Consider the following 15,321-nt stretch of genomic DNA (forward strand, 5'->3'; position numbering starts at 1 on the left):
CCGCCCCCACCCGTGGCGTCGCAGCGACGGCCTTCCGGCGACCACCGGAGCAGCCGGGGCACCGAACTCAGCGGATGTCACCCATGACTCAGCAGTCGCGTTCCATCGCTCTTCCCGTGATCGACCTCTCACTCGCCGACGGCGGCGCCGAGGACCGCGCCCTCCTGCACCGCAACCTGCGGGAGGCGGCGACCGAGGTGGGCTTCTTCCAGCTCACCGGCCATGGCGTAACCCCGGCCGAGACGGCCGTCCTCACCGACACGATGCGGGCCTTCTTCGCCCTCCCCGAGGCCGACCGGCTCTCCGTGTCCAACCTCAACTCCCCGCACTTCCGCGGCTACACCCGCACCGGCGACGAGCGCACCGGCGGCAGCCGGGACTGGCGCGACCAGCTGGACATCGGCGCCGAGCTGCCCCCGCACGTCCCCGGCCCCGAGGAGCCCGCGTACTGGTGGCTGGAGGGCCCCAACCAGTGGCCCGAGGCGCTGCCGGAGCTGCGCACCGCGGCACTGGGCTGGATCGACCGGCTGAGCGGTGTGGCCGAACGGCTGCTGCACGAACTGCTCGCCGCGATCGGCGCCGAGCCGGACTTCTACGACCACGCCTTCGCCGGGCACCCGCACCTGCGACTCAAGCTGGTCCGCTACCCGGGTACCGCGCCCGACGGCGCCGGACAGGGCGTGGGCTCGCACAAGGACTACGGGTTCATCACCCTGCTGCTCCAGGACGAGGTCGGCGGGCTCCAGGTGGAGCACGACGGGTCCTACCTGGACGTGCCGCCGATGCCCGGCGCCTTCGTGGTCAACCTCGGCGAGCTGCTCGAGGTCGCCACCAACGGATACCTCAAGGCCACCGACCACCGGGTGGTCAGCCCGCCCGGAGCGCGCGAGCGGTTCTCGGTCCCGTTCTTCTACAACCCGCGCCTGGACGCCCACATCGAGCCGCTGGACTTCCCGGGCGCCGGGGACGCGCCCGGCACCACCCAGGACCCGGCCAACCCGCTCTACGCCGACTTCGGATTCAACGAGCTGAAGGGGTACCTCCGCGCCCACCCCGAGGTCACCAGCCGCCACCACGCCGGTCTGGTGCCCAGCGCGTAGCCGGAGCCGTCGGACCGCGCCACCGGCGGGCAGCGCCCCGTCGGCGGCGCGCCGACGTTCCCACCGGCCGGGCCGACGGGTCAGAGCGGCAGGTCCCCGCCGGGTGCGGGCTCCAGCCGGCCCAGCAGGAAGGGGAGCATCCCGCGTTCGAGCAAGGCGGCCCGCCATGCCTCGCGGGCCAGCAGGAGGCTGTCCGGGACGGGCTCCGCGGCCTCGGCGTGCGCCACCGCGGCCTCGGCGTGCGCCAGGGCGGCCGAGCGGTGCCGGGCCGCCGTGACCAGCAGTCCGACCACGCCGACGACCGCCCCGGCCGCCGCGGCGATCGCCGCGGACCAGGCGACCTCGGTCACCGAGTCGGCCAGGTGGCGTTCGGAGCGCGCGAAGAACCTGAGCAGGCTGCCGATCAGGTAGCAGAGCACCGCTGTGGCACCCGCCAGCACCGGGGCGAAGACCGCGAGTGCGCTCAGCAGACCACCGTCGCGCCGGCCCTCCCCCTCCTCGCGCGGCCGTCCGCCGAGCGGTCCGGCCAGGTCCGCGGCGGCCCGCAGCCTGGCGTACTCGCCGTACTCGTCCGCTGCCGCGGAGACGATCTCCGCGGAGGCGGACCGGGCCAGGGCGCGCAGGCTCGCCCGGTCCAGGCCCCGGGCGCCGCGTACGAGCGCCGCCCGGATGTCGTCGCTGGCCAGGGCCTGGGTGAGCGCACGCTCGAAGTCGGCCTGATCCTGCTGCCGAAGCCGGGGAGGTACGTCCACAGGTGTCCTCCGATGCGTGGGACGCCGGACCGGCCCGGCCGGCTGTCCGAGTCGCGGATGAAGCGTGCGGCACACTGAATCTACAGCAGTGTAGAGGAGCCGGCTCCCCGCCGGAGGGCGGGTGACGGCCGCCGCCCCGCGCTCATCACCGCCCCGCGCGCTCACTAGGATGAAGCGCGCAGCCGGACGCGCGCTGCGCGCACGGGCGGGCCCGCCGGGAGGAGACACCATGGACCGGAGCAGAGGCGATCTCGGCAGGCGGCCGCGCAAGCGGGGCCAGGGCGAACTGGAGAGCCAGGTCCTGGAGGTGCTCAGCAAGGCCACCGAGCCGGTCACCGCGGGCTGGGTGCAGGAGCGCCTCGGCGGCGAACTGGCCTACACCACGGTGATGACCATCCTCTCCCGGCTGCTCACCAAGCAGGCGGTCTCCCGCAGCCGCTCGGGCCGGGTCTATCTGTGGCTCGCCGCCTCGGACGCGGCTGGGCTGGCCGCGATGAGGATGCGCAGGGTGCTCGACACCGAGTCCGACCGGGACGCGGTACTGGCCAGCTTCGTCAGCGCGCTGCTCCCCGAGGACGAGCGCCGGTTGCGGGCCCTGCTGGACGGCTCCGCCGAGGGACGCCCGGCGGACGGGTACTCGCCGCAGGACCGCCCGGCCGGGCGACGGGAGCACTGAGCCGTGGGCGTCTTCGTCTTCCTCCCGTTGATCCTGCCCCTGACGGCGCTGCCGATCGCCCGCCTCGCCGAGCACCACCTGCACCCGCGCAACGCGGTCCGGTTGCTCACCTGGATCAGCGTGAGCATGGCGGTCTGCAGTTCGCTCTGCCTCGGCCTGCTCTTCGTGGTCGGCACCGCGCAGATCCCGGGCAACCCGCTGCCGGACAACTGGTCCGACCCTGAGGTGCGCGCGGCGGTGCCGTTCCACGAGGAGGTCGGTACGGCGGCGGTGATCGTCCTGGTCACCGTGCTCACCATGTGCTCGGTCACCCTGCGGCGGCACCTGCGGATCAGGGCCCGCGCCCAGCACGCCCTGGAGTTCGTGCCGCGCGACTCCGACCTGGCGGTGCTGCCCGACAGCAACCCGTACGCCTACGCGGTACCCGGCGCGCCCGGGCGGATCGTCGTCTCCACCGGCATGATCGACAGCCTCGGGACCGAGGAGCGCCGGGCCCTGATCGCGCACGAGCGTTCCCACTTGGCCAACCGGCACCACCGCTACCTGCTGGCGACCCAACTGGCCAGCTGCGTCAACCCGTTCCTGCGGCCACTGGAGAAGGCCGTCGCCTACGGCACCGAGCGCTGGGCCGACGAGGAGGCCGCGCACACCGTCGGCAGCCGCCGGGTGACGGCCCGGGCGGTCGCCAAGGCCGCCCTCGTCACCCGGCACGTACCCGCACCCGGGTTCGCCGCCTTCGCCGCCCCCGGCCCCGTCCCGCGCCGGGTGGCCGCACTGCTCAACCCCGAGGTGCTGCCCGAGACCTGGCCCCCGGCGCACAGCCCGGTCGGCCTGGCCGCGATGGTCGCCGCCGCCGGCACCGCGGCCTCGGCGCTGTCCGCGCTGAACGCGGCCGTCGCCCTGCTGCTCGTGCTCAAGGCCGCCACACCGCTGTAGTCCGGCCTGCGCCGACCAGGGCCGTCGGGCGGCGCGGCCCGACGGCCCTCACGCCTTCCGGATCCGCTCAGATCCCCGACAGCGGCAGCAGGACCAGCCGCTCGGGGTCGAAGGGCATCCAGGTCAACGCGCCGCCCTTGCCGATGGTCCGCACCCGGCACCACGCCTCACCGCCGGCCGGATGCCACCAGGCGTTGATCCGGCCCAGCGCCCAGGTCCCGTCCTCACGGTGCACCTCGACCGGCTGGTACACCCGGCGCACCTCCGCCTCCGGCGGCTGGAAGGCCCCGCCGCCGGGACGCCGAGCTGCGCCGGAGCGCCCCTGTGTTCCGTACACCGTCCGCTCCCCTGCTCTGTGGGCGACTGCCACCAGAACTCTACAGACCTGTAGAACTCTGCGGGGAGGTCCCCGACCGGGTACCGGCCCCGCGGCGGGGGCCGGTACCGCCACGCCGGCATGGACCCCGGGGCCGGAGCAGTGTCACACTGATGCTGTTACAGCAGATCTGCCATATCGGGCTCTCCCTGACTCAGCATGAGGTTTCGTTCCATGACAGCAACTCCGGCCGGGCCGCCGCGGCTCACCGTCGACGAACTGGCGGCCAGGGCCGGGGTGACGGTGCGGACGCTGCGGTTCTACAGCACCAAGGGCCTGCTGCCGCCGCCGGAGCTGGGACCGCGCCGGGTCGGGCTGTACGGCCCCGAGCACCTCGGGCGGCTGGAACTGATCGAGGAGCTGCAGCGGCAGGGCCTCACCCTGGCGGCGATCGAACGGTACCTGGCCCAACTGCCCGAGGACATCAGCTCCCTGGACCTGGCCATCCACCGGGCACTGGTGGCCTCCTGGACCCCGGAAGCCGCCGAGGAGGCCACCCGCGACCAGCTCGGCCGACGGGCCGGCCGGGCACTCTCGGACGCCGACGTGGACCGGCTGGCCGCGATGGGCGCGCTGCACCGCACCGACGACCCCGAGGTCTTCGAGATCGATCCGGGTCTGCTCCCGCTCGGGGTACGGGTGTTGGACGTGCCCATCCCGCTGGAGACGTTGGTCGCGGCCCGCGCGGTGGTCCGCCTGCACAGCCAGGCGACCGCCCACGACCTGCACCGGCTGTTCCGCGAGACGGTCTGGAAGCCCTACCGCGAGAGCGCCCCGCCGCCGGCGGAACTGGAGCGGATGAAGGAACTGACCGACCGGATCCAGCCGATGGTGGTCCAGGCCCTGGTGACGGCCTTCCAGCGCTCCCTCGCCGACGAGCTGGCCGCGCAGCGGCCGTAGCGCCGCCGGGACGGCCCGCCGCCGGGCGAGCACCCGAGGGGCGCGGGGTACCGCGCGACCGGCCAGGCACCGAGGCGCATGGTCTCCCGCACGGTTCCCCGTGCCCCTCGGACAGTGCGGGTCCGGGTTCGCAGCATCCACTACGAAGTCGCGGGGTTGCGCGCACAGTTCCCCGCGCCCCTGCTGCGCAAGCCACCACACATCCTCACTGTCAGTCCTGGAAGCGCCCGCCCTCCGCCGCGAGGCGCTCCAGCAGTGCGGGCGGCTCGAAGCGCTCGCCGTACGCCGCCGTCAACTCCCGTGCGCGGGCGAGGAACCCGGGCAGCCCGCCCTGGTAGCCGTTGATGTACTGGAGCACGCCGCCCGTCCAGGCCGGGAAGCCGATGCCCAGGACGGAGCCGACGTTGGCGTCGGCGACCGAGGTCAGCACCCCCTCCTCCAGGCAGCGCACCGAGTCCAGCGCCTCCGCGAAGAGCATCCGCTCCTTCATGTCCTCGAACGGGATCTGAACCCCGGGCTTCCCGAAGTGCTCCCGCAGCCCCGGCCACAGCCGGACGCGCCTGCCGTCCTGGTACTCGTAGAAGCCGGCGCCGCCGCTGCGCCCCGGCCGGTCGAACTCGTCCAGCATCCGGTCCATCACCGCGTCCGCGGGGTGCGGCTGCCAGGTCCCGCCCTCCTCCTCGACGGCGTGCCGCGCCTCGTTACGGATCTTGCGCGGCAGGGTGAGGGTCAGCTCGTCCAGCAGCGAGAGCACCTTGGCGGGGTACCCGGCCTGGGCGGCGGCCTGCTCGACGGAGACCGGGTCGGCACCCTCACCGACCATCGCCACGCCCTCGTTGATGAACTGGCCGATGACGCGCGAGGTGAAGAAGCCGCGCGAGTCGTTGACCACGATCGGGGTCTTGCGGATCTGCCGGACCAGGTCGAAGGCGCGGGCCAGCGCCTCATCGCCGGTCCGCGGGCCCCGGATGATCTCCACCAGCGGCATCTTGTCGACCGGCGAGAAGAAGTGCAGGCCGATGAAGTCGGCGCTGCGGGTGACCCCTTCGGCGAGCAGGCCGATCGGCAGGGTGGAGGTGTTGGAGCAGAGCAGCGCGTCCGGCGCGACGATGTCCTCGATCTCCTGGAAGACCTTGTGCTTGAGCTCCGGGTTCTCGAAGACCGCCTCGATCACCGCCTCGCAGCCCGCCAGGTCCGCCGCCTCGGCGGTCGGCGTGATCCGGGCCAGGAGCTCCTCCCGCTCCTCGGGCGTGGTCCGCCCGCGCGCCACCGCCTTGTCCAGCAGCCCGGCCGAGTACGCCTTTCCCCGCTCGGCGGCCTCCGGCGAGACGTCCTTGAGCAGCACCTGCATCCCGGCCTTGGCACAGGAGTACGCGATGCCCGCGCCCATCATCCCGGCGCCGAGCACGGCGACCTTGCCCACCTTGCGGGCCGGCACGTCCTTCGGCCGGCCGGCACCGGAGTTGACGGCCTGCATGTCGAAGAAGAACGCCTGGATCATGTTCTTGGCGGTCTGTCCGCAGGCCAGCTCGGTGAAGTACCGGGACTCGATCACCAGCGCGGTGTCCACGTCCACCTGGGCGCCCTCCACCGCGGCTGCCAGGATGTTCCGCGGGGCGGGGTAGGGCGCGCCGTTCAGCTGCTTGCTCAGGTTGGCCGGGAACGCCGGGAGGTTGGCCGCGAAGGCGGGAGTGGCCGGGGTGCCGCCCGGGATCCTGTACCCCTTGACGTCCCAGCGCTGCACCGCTGCGGGGTTGGCGTCGATGAAGGCGCGCGCCTTGGCGGTCATCTCCTCGGTGTCCTGGGCGAGTTCGTCCACCAGGCCGATCTCCAGCGCCTGCGCCGGCCGGTACTGCCGGCCCTGCAGCAGCACCTTGAGCAGGGCGTCGGTGATGCCGAGCATCCGTACCGTACGGACCACGCCACCGCCGCCGGGGAGCAGGCCGAGGGTGACCTCGGGCAGGCCGATCCTGCTTCCGGGTACGTCCAGCGCGATCCGGTGGTGGCAGGCGAGCGCGAGCTCCAGGCCGCCGCCGAGGGCGGCGCCGTTGATCGCGGCGACCACCGGCCTGCCCAGCGTCTCCAGCTCGCGCATGGCTCGCTTGAGGCGCAGCGTGTTCTCCAGGAACTCGCCCGCCTGCTCGGGCTCCACGGCGCGCAGCAGGTGCAGGTCTCCGCCGGCGAAGAAGGTCTTCTTGGCGGAGGTGATGATGACGCCGCGCAGGTTCCCGGTCGCCTTGAGGCGCTCGACCACGGCGATGAACGCCTCGGTGAAGGCGGCGTTCATGGTGTTGACGGACTGGGCGGGGTCGTCGAGGACGAGGGTGACCACGCCCTCCTCGTCCTGCTCCCAGCGGATGACGGTTGCTTCGGTCATGGGATGAGTCCTTGGGGATGCGGGAGTCAGGAGGTGGTCAGACGCGCTCGATGACGGTGGCGATGCCCATGCCGCCGCCGACGCAGAGGGTGGCCAGGCCGTAGCGCAGGTCGCGGCGCTCCAGCTCGTCGATCAGGGTGCCGATCAGCATCGCGCCGGTCGCGCCGAGCGGGTGGCCGAGCGCGATGGCGCCGCCGTTGACGTTCACCTGGTCGTGGCTGAAGCCGAGTTCGCGCATGAAGCGCAGCGCGACGGCGGCGAAGGCCTCGTTGATCTCGACCAGGTCGATGTCCTCGGGCCGCAGGTCCGCCTTGGCGAGCGCCTTGCGGGTGGCCGGGGCGGGGCCGGTGAGCATGATGGTCGGCTCGGAGCCGGAGACGGCGGCCGAGACGATCCGGGCCCGCGGGCGCAGCCCGTACCGCTCGCCGATCTCGCGCGAGCCGATGGCGACCAGGGCGGCGCCGTCCACGATCCCGGAGGAGTTGCCCGCGGTGTGCACGTGGTCGATCGACTCGACCCAGTGGTACTTCTGCAGCGCGACCGCGTCGAATCCGCCCTGCTCGCCGATGGCGGCGAAGGAGGGCTTGAGGCCGGCCAGCGTCTCCACGGTGGTGCCGGGGCGGAAGAACTCGTCGCGCTCCAGCACCACGAGTCCGTTGCGGTCCTTGACCGGTACCACCGAGCGGTCGAACTTGCCGTCCGCCCAGGCCTTCGCGGCGCGGGCTTGGGACTCGGCTGCGAAGGTGTCCACGTCGGTGCGGGAGAAGCCCTCGATGGTGGCGATCAGGTCGGCGCCGACGCCCTGCGGGACGAACCCGACCTGGAAGCTGGTCATCGGGTCCATCGCCCAGGCGCCGCCGTCCGAGCCCATCGGCACCCGGGACATCGACTCCACGCCGCCGGCCAGGATCAGGTCCTCCCACCCCGAACGGACCTTCGCCGCGGCCAGGTTGACGGCTTCCAGGCCGGAGGCGCAGAAGCGGTTCTCCTGGACGCCCGCCACCGAGTCCGGCAGTCCGGCGGCGACGGCGGCGATCCGGGCGATGTCGGAGCCCTGGTCACCGAGCGGGCTGACCACACCGAGCACGATGTCGTCGATCGCAGCGGGGTCGAGGTCCGGGAAGCGGGCGCGGATCTCGTGGATCAGGCCGACCACCAGGTCGATCGGCTTGGTGCCGTGCAGCGAGCCGGTGGCCTTGCCCCGCCCGCGCGGGGTGCGGATCGCGTCGTAGACGTACGCTTCGGTGGTCACGGTGGGATGCCTTTCGGGAGGTCGGAGCCTTAGGTTCAGCCGAGCAGGGAGCGGCCGATGATCTCTTTCATGATCTCGGTGGTACCGCCGTAGATGGTCTGGATCCGGCCGTCGGTGAACGCCTTGGCGACCGGATACTCCGCCATGTAGCCGTATCCGCCGTGGAGTTGGAGGCAGCGGTCGGCGGTGCGCTTCTGGAGTTCGGTGGCCCACCACTTGGCCATCGAGGCGTCCACCGGGGTGAGCGCGGACCGGTTGTGCTCGGTGATGCAGCGGTCGATGAACGTCCGGGTGACCGCGCACTCGGTCGCCAGCTCGGCCATCTCGAACCGGACGTGCTGCAGCTTGGCGAGCGGCCGGCCGAAGGCGGTGCGGTCCTTGACGTACGCGGTGGTGAGCTCGACCAGGTGCTCGGCCCCCGCGATCGCGGAGACCGCGATCGCCAGGCGCTCCTGGGCGAGGTTGCGCATCAGGTACACGAAGCCCTGGTTCTCCTCGCCGAGCAGGTTCTCCTTCGGGACGCGCACGTCGTCGAAGAACAGCTCGGCGGTGTCCTGGGCCTTCTGGCCGATCTTGTCGAGGTTGCGGCCCCGCTCGAAGCCCGCCATCCCGCGCTCCACCACCAGCAGGCTGAGGCCGTGCGCACCGCCATCGGGGGTGGTCTTGGCGACGACCACCACCAGGTCGGCGAGGATGCCGTTGGAGATGAAGGTCTTGGCGCCGTTGAGCAGGTAGTGGTCGCCCTGGTCGACCGCGGTGGTGCGGATGCCCTGGAGGTCGGACCCGGCGCCCGGCTCGGTCATCGCGATCGCGGTGACGATCTCGCCGCTGCAGAACCCGGGCAGCCAGCGCCGCTGCTGCTCCTCGGTGGCGAGCGAGGTCAGGTAGGGACCGATGATGTCGTTGTGCAGCCCGAGGGCCAGCCCGCTGACCCCGGCCCTGGCGAACTCCTCGGCCAGCACGGCCGGATAGCGGAAGTCCGGGGTGCCGCCGCCCCCGTACTCCTCCGGGACGGCGAGGCCGAGCAGCCCCTGCTTGCCCGCCGCCAGCCAGGCCGAGCGGTCGACGATGCCCGCCTGCTCCCAGCGGTCGTTGTGCGGGAGCACCTCACGGACCAGGAACGCCCGGACGCTCTCGCGGAACGCCTCGTGCTCCTCGGTGTAGATCTCGCGCTGCACTGCGCTCTCCTCCAGGTCAGCGATCGGTTGTCGGGTCGGAGCCGGGCAGCAGTCCGGCCACGCCCCAGTCGCGGGCCACCTCCTCGGTGTGCGCGCCCGGCTGGGCGGGCGGGCGGCGCAGCCCACCCGGGGTGGCCGAGAAGCGCGGCGCGGGCGCCGGCTGGGTGATGCCCTGGTGTGCGGTGTAGGTGCCGCGTGCCGTGAGGTGCGGGTGACCCGCGGCCTGACCGAGCGTCAGAACGGGTGCGGTGCAGGCGTCGGTGCCCTCGAACACCGCTGTCCACTCGGCCTGGGTGCGGGTGGCGAAACGGGCCGCGATCCGCTCGCGCAGCTCGGGCCAGCGGGCCGACTCGAACTGGCCCGGAGCGTCGGCCTCCAGCTCCAGCAGTCTGGTGAACTCGGCGTAGAACTGCGGCTCCAGCGCGCCGACCGCCATGTACTCGCCGTCGGCGGTGCGGTAGACCGAGTAGCAGGGGGCGCCGCCGTCGAGCAGGTTGACGCCGCGCCGGTCCTGCCACTGCCCGGCGGCGAGCAGGCCCCAGAGGATCGCGGTGAGATGCGCGGCGCCGTCCACGATGGCCGCGTCCACGACCTGGCCGGTGCCGGTGGCGCGGGCGTGGTGCAGCGCGGCCAGCAGGCCCACGACCAGGTAGAGCGAGCCGCCCGCGTAGTCGCCGAGCAGGTTCACGGGGATGGCCGGGGCCTGGCCGGGCGCGCCGATCAGCCCGAGCACCCCCGCCGTGGCGGCGTACCCGATGTCATGGCCGGCGCTCGCGGCGAGCGGCCCGTCCTGCCCCCAGCCGGTGATCCGGCCGTAGACCAGCGCGGGGTTGCGGGCCAGGCACGCCTCGGGTCCGACGCCGAGCCGTTCGGCCACCCCGGGGCGGTAGCCCTCGATCAACAGGTCGGCGCGTTCGACGAGTTCGAGCACCAGGCCGGGCCCCTCGGGCGACTTGAGGTCGATCACCACGGAGCGCTTGTTGCGGTTGGTGACGTCGTGGCCGGGATCCGGCCCGATCGCCGGCGGGCCGGGGCGGTCCACCCGGACCACGTCCGCGCCGAGATCGGCCAGCAGCATCGCGGCGAACGGGCCGGGGCCGATCCCCGCCAGCTCCACCACGCGCACCCCTGCGAGCGGCCCACTGCTGCGCTCCGGCACCGGCGGCTCTCCCCTGTCCGATGTGTTTGACAGTTTGGCTGTCACAGTCGTGATGATAGGGATCTGACTCACCGGTAACAAGGGGCGCGGCGCCCCGGGGCGCGGGGAACCGCACGGCCGGCCCACCTCCGGCTCATTGCCTGCGACCTGCACCGTCCGGGCCGGGGGCACCACGCGGCGGCCGCCTCCCGGGAAGCCGCGCGATCGGTTCGGGTCGCGGCGGGCGGCACCGGCCATCATCCGCGGGACCAGCCCCACCGCCGGAACGCCGCCACGAACTCACCCGGGAGGCTGGGGAACCGTACGGTGGCGCAGCGAGTCCAACGGTGCGTGCCCCAAGCGCTTTCTGTGATCGAGACGGCCTCCGGGGCCGGCGACGCCTCGATGGTTCTCGTCGGCCTCGCCTTCTTCGGCCCGTACATCGCACCGGTCCTGTTCCTGATCGGTGCGGTCGTGGTGGTGCGCCGGGTGGTGCTCGCCCGGCGTGAGCGGTGCTCCCCCCTCGACGCCGGCGCGCTCGTCCGGCTGTCCCTCCTGGGTGTCTGCGCGGCGTACTGGGCGTTCAGTACCGGTCTGATGTCGGGGCCGATGTGGACGTCCGCCCGCAAGTACTGCAACGCTCGGGGCTTCCCCGCGGACGGGGTCGTCACCCGGACGTTTCCGGTGAGCGTGCGGTGCGGGCCGGACGGTGAACTGGTGCCGTCCTGGGTCAACCCGGTGCTGGTGGGCAGCCTGGTGCTCGCGCTGGCAGCCCTCGGTGCCGCTGCGGTGACGGTGTACCGGGCACGCCGCCGCGCCTCCGTGTCGTGAGTCGGCAGTGTCAGGCCACTGTCACCCATCCCGCGGCTCCGCGTCACCGAGGGTCAACGGCCGGAGGCGGAGAGCGCCCGGACCCCGGCCACGCCTTGCCAACGCCCGCGGCCCGGCGGATTCTGATGCTTACGATCTCTCCATCCGAGGAGATGAGCCGCCATGCACAACCACTGGATCGTCGACCTCAACTTCGAAGAGGACGAGGACCGCACCACCTGCACCGCCTCGCTGAGCGGGTTCAGCGCTCCCGGTGTCCAGGGCCTCGGTGTGGCCCGCCGCAATCCGGACGACACCCCGGACGCCACGGTCGGCGAGGAGCTGGCCGCCGCCCGCGCCTGCTCCAACCTGGCGCACGAACTGATCAACAAGGCCGCCACCGGAATCGAGGTCCGCACCCACGAGCGTGCCCACCTGATCTTCTGACCCGGGTCTCCCCTGACCCCGGCCACTCGCCCGTTTCCTCCGGCCCGGCCGGCTGACCGCGCCCGGACCGACCGGCCTCCGGGAGGAGGTCGGCCTCCCCCGCCGGAGGGAGGCCGATCGTAGCCGGGGGCGATGACCGCACCGGGCCAGCGGCGGGAGAGTGGTGGCCATGGGCCTCATCGACCTCTCCCACCACGGCGGCGTGCGCGGCACGCTCAGCGCCGACCTGCGCAGCAGCGGCGCCGTGACCGCCGCCACCGTCCCGCCTTCGGCACTCGAACCGCTCCGGCCGAACGGCGGGATCACGGATGCGGACCGCTGATGACAGCGGCCGTCTCCCGCTGCACCCCCGCACGGCCCGCAGCTGACGTAGGGTCAGCACGGTGAGTACGGTGCTGGGTGCCCTGGTCGGACGGCGCGCCGCGCTGCGCTGGGTGCACCTGGTGCTCGGCGGCGCGCTGCTGATGCCGTACTGGCTGCTGTCCACCGTGCTGCTGACCCCGGCCCTCCCGAGGGGGAACACGGACCCCGGACAGCAGCTCCTGGCCCAACTGATCGCGCTCCCGCTCTCGCTGCCGATGGCAGCGGTCACGGCGCTGGTCCCGATGGTCCGACCGCTCGAAGGCGCGGCGGCCCGGGCGCTGTGCGCGGGCGCGCTCGCACCCCGACGCGGCGGTCCGGTACGGGAGTTGGCGAGTTCCCCCGCCCGCAGCTGGGCGGCACGCCGGCGGACGTCGGCGTGGTTCGTACTGCACGTCCTGCTCGGCGGCATCGTCAGCGGGATGTCGCTCACGGTGCCGCCCACCGTGCTGTTCCTTCTGGCCTCCTCCTCCGGTGCGCTCGGGCACACCGGACGGGACACGCTCCACCGCGCCTTCGGCGAGTACGCGCCGCCGGAGCTGCTGATCGCACCGGCCCTGCTGTTCCTACTGCTGACGACCAACGCCCTCTCCGGCGCCCTGCTGGCCCGCTGCGCACCCGCACTGCTCGGCCCGACCCCCGACGAGCGGCTGGCCGCCGCAGAACAGCGCGCCGCCGAACTGGCCCACCGCAACCGGCTGGCACGGGAGTTGCACGACTCGGTTGGCCATGCGCTCAGCGCGGTGACCATCCAGGCGGCAGCGGCGGGCAGGGTCCTGCGCTCGGACCCGGAGTTCGCCGCGGAGGCGCTGCAGGCCATCGAGGAGACCGCCCGCGCGGCGGTCGCCGAACTCGACACCGTCCTCGGCCTGTTGCGCGAGGACACCGCCGACGGCCGCCGCGCCGACTGCGGCCCGACACTCGCCGGACTCGACACCCTGGTACGGCAGATGGGCCTGGCCGGAGTGCGCGTGGAGACCCACACCGGCCCCGGGCTCGGCGACCTTCCGCCCGAACTCTCCCGCGAGGCCTACCGGGTGGTCCAGGAGGGCCTCACCAACGTGCTCCGGCACGCCGGCCCGGTCCCCGCCCGGCTGCGGCTCCGGCTCTCCGGCGGAAGGCTGGAGGTGGACCTGGAGAACCCGCTCGGCGCCGACCGCCCCAGCCGCCCCGGCGGCGGCCGGGGACTGCGCGGGATAGCCGAGCGCGCCGAGTCCCGGCGCGGCGACTACCGGGCCGGGCCGCAGCCGGACGGCAGCTGGCGGCTCTCCGTCCGGCTCCCCGTCTCCGCACCGCCGGCACCGCCGGCGAATGCCGCACAGCCTCACTGACCGCGCAACCACACTGACCGCACGACCACCGCATACGGCGGTACCGAGTACAGCAGAGGGGGACGGCCGTGATCCGCGTGGTGATCGCCGATGACGAACGGCTGGTACGTACCGGCCTGCGGGTGGTGCTCGACGCCGAGCCCGGAATCACTGTGGTGGGCGAGGCGGCGGACGGCGCCGAAGTCCTCCCGCTGGCCCGCGAACTGCAGCCGGACGTCATCCTGATGGACATCCGGATGCCCGGCCTGGACGGCATCCGGGCCACCGAACTGGTCCTGGACGCGCTCCAGCCGCCGCCGAAGATCCTGGTGGTCACCACCTTCGAGAACGACGACCACGTGTACGAGGCGCTGCGCGCCGGCGCCGCCGGCTTCCTGCTGAAGCGGGCCCGCGCCGAGGAGATGGTGCAGGCCGTCCGGCTGGTGGCGCACGGCGACTCGCTGCTGTTCCCGGCCGCCGTCCGCGAGCTGGCCGTGCACCACGCCGCCCGGCGCGGGCGCACCCCCGCCCCGCTCCCCCGGCTGACCGAGCGGGAGGGCGAGATCCTGCGGCTGATGTCCGCCGGCCTGACCAACGGCGAGATCGCCGAACGGCTGGTGGTGAGCCCGGAGACGGTCAAGACCCACGTCGCCAGCGTCCTCGGCAAGCTGGGCGTCCGGGACCGCACCCAGGCCGTGATCGCCGCCTACGAGTCCGGCTTCGTCCGCCCCCGCTGAGCCGTCGGCTGTCGTCCCGGTGCGGACGCCGGCCGGGCAGCGCCCGTCCCGGAAGTCGGCTTTGGCGGGTTTCGCCCAGTCGGTACCCGTGGGTAGAGTGCCACGATCCCACGGACCGTACGAGAAGAACCGGTGAGCGCATGTCTGTCTGGACCCGCCCTGCCCTCTGGTGGCGCCTGGCCATCGTGCTCTCGGCCGGACTCGGGCTGATCCTCGGTACCAGCTCCCTCGTCTACTTCACCGTCCAGAGCAACGTCGTAGTGCTCGGCTACTTCACGGGCGCGGTGTACTGGATGGTCAGACGCGACACCACCGATGCCCCGGCGCCCCGGCTGCGCGGCGCCGCCGTGCTCTACATCACCATCACCGGCCTGGTCGCCCACATCATCCTCAACCACGGCGCGAACCCGCTGCCGGGCCTTGTATCCGGCCCCGATCGCCTGCAGAACTGGTCCAGCTTCTTCCTGCACTACGTGTCACCGGTGATGGTCATGCTGGACTGGCTCTGCCTGAAGCCCCGCAACGTCTCGCACTGGCGCGACCTGCCGCTCTGGCTCTCCTTCCCGCTCGGCTACGCCGCGATCACCGAGTTGCGCGCCGCGCTCTTCCCGCACTTCGACAACAAGTACCCGTACTTCTTCCTGGACCCCACCCAGAACGGCTACGCCTGGGTCGGCGGCCAGATCGCCCAGCTGACCGTCGAGTTCATCGCCCTCGGCGCCACCGTGGTCGCCCTCGACCGCCTGGGCACCACCATCCGTCGCAAGCTCCGCCCGGCCGCCGGCTGAGAGATCGACGAAGACACGTCTGCTGTCACTGGGCGCTGGGCGCCGAACTTGCCCGAAAGGCGAAGGTCGACGGTTCACCCCAGCCCGGTCCCGACGGCAGATGCTCCATGTGGATCACCACTGCGGCTTTCCGGGTGCCTGCCGGACGGTTCGTGAGCGGGAGACGCCCGGTAGGGGTATGCCG

The 15,321-nt window shown here is 72.9% G+C and carries 16 protein-coding genes; 10 read left to right on the plus strand and 6 right to left on the minus strand.

Translation table 11 applies throughout. The annotated features are described in order from the left end of the window. Nucleotides 1–83 precede the first annotated feature (83 nt). Nucleotides 84–1,100, plus strand: a complete 1,017-nt coding sequence (locus tag ACWDAK_RS17980) for an isopenicillin N synthase family dioxygenase (protein ID WP_344635609.1) — start codon at nucleotides 84–86, stop codon at nucleotides 1,098–1,100. Between the two features lie 80 nt (nucleotides 1,101–1,180). Here the strand turns inward: ACWDAK_RS17980 and ACWDAK_RS17985 are convergent, their stop codons facing one another. Beyond that, nucleotides 1,181–1,852 (minus strand): hypothetical protein, encoded by a 672-nt coding sequence (locus tag ACWDAK_RS17985; protein ID WP_427393014.1) that lies wholly within the window; start codon nucleotides 1,850–1,852, stop codon nucleotides 1,181–1,183. A gap of 229 nt (nucleotides 1,853–2,081) precedes the next feature. Between ACWDAK_RS17985 and ACWDAK_RS17990 the strand changes: the two genes are divergently transcribed. Together ACWDAK_RS17990 and ACWDAK_RS17995 are read left to right on the plus strand one after the other, a co-directional pair. Continuing rightward, nucleotides 2,082–2,528, plus strand: a complete 447-nt coding sequence (locus ACWDAK_RS17990) for a BlaI/MecI/CopY family transcriptional regulator (protein ID WP_427393013.1) — start codon at nucleotides 2,082–2,084, stop codon at nucleotides 2,526–2,528. A 3-nt stretch (nucleotides 2,529–2,531) separates the two neighbouring features. After that, nucleotides 2,532–3,464, plus strand: coding sequence for a M56 family metallopeptidase (locus ACWDAK_RS17995; RefSeq protein ID WP_344635612.1), 933 nt, complete (start codon nucleotides 2,532–2,534; stop codon nucleotides 3,462–3,464). Nucleotides 3,465–3,531: 67 nt separating this feature from the next. Here the strand turns inward: ACWDAK_RS17995 and ACWDAK_RS18000 are convergent, their stop codons facing one another. Further along, complete coding sequence (locus ACWDAK_RS18000) at nucleotides 3,532–3,801, minus strand: hypothetical protein (protein WP_427393012.1); 270 nt, start codon at nucleotides 3,799–3,801, stop codon at nucleotides 3,532–3,534. A 213-nt stretch (nucleotides 3,802–4,014) separates the two neighbouring features. Between ACWDAK_RS18000 and ACWDAK_RS18005 the strand changes: the two genes are divergently transcribed. Beyond that, nucleotides 4,015–4,740 (plus strand): MerR family transcriptional regulator, encoded by a 726-nt coding sequence (locus tag ACWDAK_RS18005; protein ID WP_344635614.1) that lies wholly within the window; start codon nucleotides 4,015–4,017, stop codon nucleotides 4,738–4,740. 211 nt (nucleotides 4,741–4,951) lie between these two features. On the opposite strand, the gene ACWDAK_RS18010 is transcribed toward ACWDAK_RS18005, so the two are convergent. Genes ACWDAK_RS18010 through ACWDAK_RS18025 form a run of 4 tightly spaced genes read right to left on the minus strand, consistent with a single transcriptional unit; the run spans nucleotide 4,952 to nucleotide 10,706 of the window. Continuing rightward, a complete protein-coding gene (locus tag ACWDAK_RS18010; RefSeq protein ID WP_344635615.1) occupies nucleotides 4,952–7,117 on the minus strand; it encodes a 3-hydroxyacyl-CoA dehydrogenase NAD-binding domain-containing protein in 2,166 nt (721 codons plus the stop codon). 37 nt (nucleotides 7,118–7,154) lie between these two features. Further along, nucleotides 7,155–8,369 carry an acetyl-CoA C-acetyltransferase gene (locus ACWDAK_RS18015; protein ID WP_344635616.1) on the minus strand — a complete coding sequence of 405 codons (1,215 nt, stop codon included), beginning with the start codon at nucleotides 8,367–8,369 and terminating at the stop codon, nucleotides 7,155–7,157. A gap of 35 nt (nucleotides 8,370–8,404) precedes the next feature. Next, a complete protein-coding gene (locus tag ACWDAK_RS18020) occupies nucleotides 8,405–9,547 on the minus strand; it encodes an acyl-CoA dehydrogenase family protein (RefSeq protein ID WP_344635617.1) in 1,143 nt (380 codons plus the stop codon). Between the two features lie 16 nt (nucleotides 9,548–9,563). Continuing rightward, nucleotides 9,564–10,706, minus strand: coding sequence for a CaiB/BaiF CoA transferase family protein (locus ACWDAK_RS18025; protein ID WP_344635618.1), 1,143 nt, complete (start codon nucleotides 10,704–10,706; stop codon nucleotides 9,564–9,566). Nucleotides 10,707–11,054: 348 nt separating this feature from the next. Between ACWDAK_RS18025 and ACWDAK_RS18030 the strand changes: the two genes are divergently transcribed. The 6 genes from ACWDAK_RS18030 (at nucleotide 11,055) to ACWDAK_RS18055 (ending at nucleotide 15,137) form a co-directional block, all read left to right on the plus strand. Further along, entirely contained in the window at nucleotides 11,055–11,516 is a 462-nt protein-coding gene (locus tag ACWDAK_RS18030) for a hypothetical protein (protein WP_427393011.1), read from the plus strand. Nucleotides 11,517–11,678: 162 nt separating this feature from the next. Then, a complete protein-coding gene (locus tag ACWDAK_RS18035; protein WP_344635620.1) occupies nucleotides 11,679–11,942 on the plus strand; it encodes a DUF1876 domain-containing protein in 264 nt (87 codons plus the stop codon). 169 nt (nucleotides 11,943–12,111) lie between these two features. Continuing rightward, on the plus strand, nucleotides 12,112–12,264 hold the full coding sequence (locus ACWDAK_RS18040; protein ID WP_344635621.1) for a hypothetical protein: 153 nt from the start codon (nucleotides 12,112–12,114) through the stop codon (nucleotides 12,262–12,264). A gap of 61 nt (nucleotides 12,265–12,325) precedes the next feature. Further along, nucleotides 12,326–13,633 (plus strand): sensor histidine kinase, encoded by a 1,308-nt coding sequence (locus ACWDAK_RS18045; RefSeq protein WP_344635622.1) that lies wholly within the window; start codon nucleotides 12,326–12,328, stop codon nucleotides 13,631–13,633. Between the two features lie 71 nt (nucleotides 13,634–13,704). After that, nucleotides 13,705–14,349, plus strand: a complete 645-nt coding sequence (locus tag ACWDAK_RS18050) for a response regulator transcription factor (RefSeq protein ID WP_344635721.1) — start codon at nucleotides 13,705–13,707, stop codon at nucleotides 14,347–14,349. 140 nt (nucleotides 14,350–14,489) lie between these two features. After that, nucleotides 14,490–15,137, plus strand: a complete 648-nt coding sequence (locus tag ACWDAK_RS18055) for a Pr6Pr family membrane protein (RefSeq protein ID WP_427393010.1) — start codon at nucleotides 14,490–14,492, stop codon at nucleotides 15,135–15,137. Nucleotides 15,138–15,321 lie beyond the last annotated feature (184 nt).

This window comes from Kitasatospora sp. NPDC001175 (assembly GCF_053598215.1).

What these genes read in the sequence shown, in the direction of transcription:
- ACWDAK_RS17980 (WP_344635609.1), top strand. Translation starts at nt 84, where the DNA reads ATGACTCAGCAGTCGCGTTCCATCGCTCTTCCCGTGATCGACCTCTCA.
- ACWDAK_RS17990 (WP_427393013.1), top strand. Translation starts at nt 2,082, where the DNA reads ATGGACCGGAGCAGAGGCGATCTCGGCAGGCGGCCGCGCAAGCGGGGC.
- ACWDAK_RS18005 (WP_344635614.1), top strand. Translation starts at nt 4,015, where the DNA reads ATGACAGCAACTCCGGCCGGGCCGCCGCGGCTCACCGTCGACGAACTG.
- ACWDAK_RS18010 (WP_344635615.1), bottom strand. Translation starts at nt 7,117, where the DNA reads ATGACCGAAGCAACCGTCATCCGCTGGGAGCAGGACGAGGAGGGCGTG.
- ACWDAK_RS18035 (WP_344635620.1), top strand. Translation starts at nt 11,679, where the DNA reads ATGCACAACCACTGGATCGTCGACCTCAACTTCGAAGAGGACGAGGAC.
- ACWDAK_RS18040 (WP_344635621.1), top strand. Translation starts at nt 12,112, where the DNA reads ATGGGCCTCATCGACCTCTCCCACCACGGCGGCGTGCGCGGCACGCTC.
- ACWDAK_RS18055 (WP_427393010.1), top strand. Translation starts at nt 14,490, where the DNA reads ATGTCTGTCTGGACCCGCCCTGCCCTCTGGTGGCGCCTGGCCATCGTG.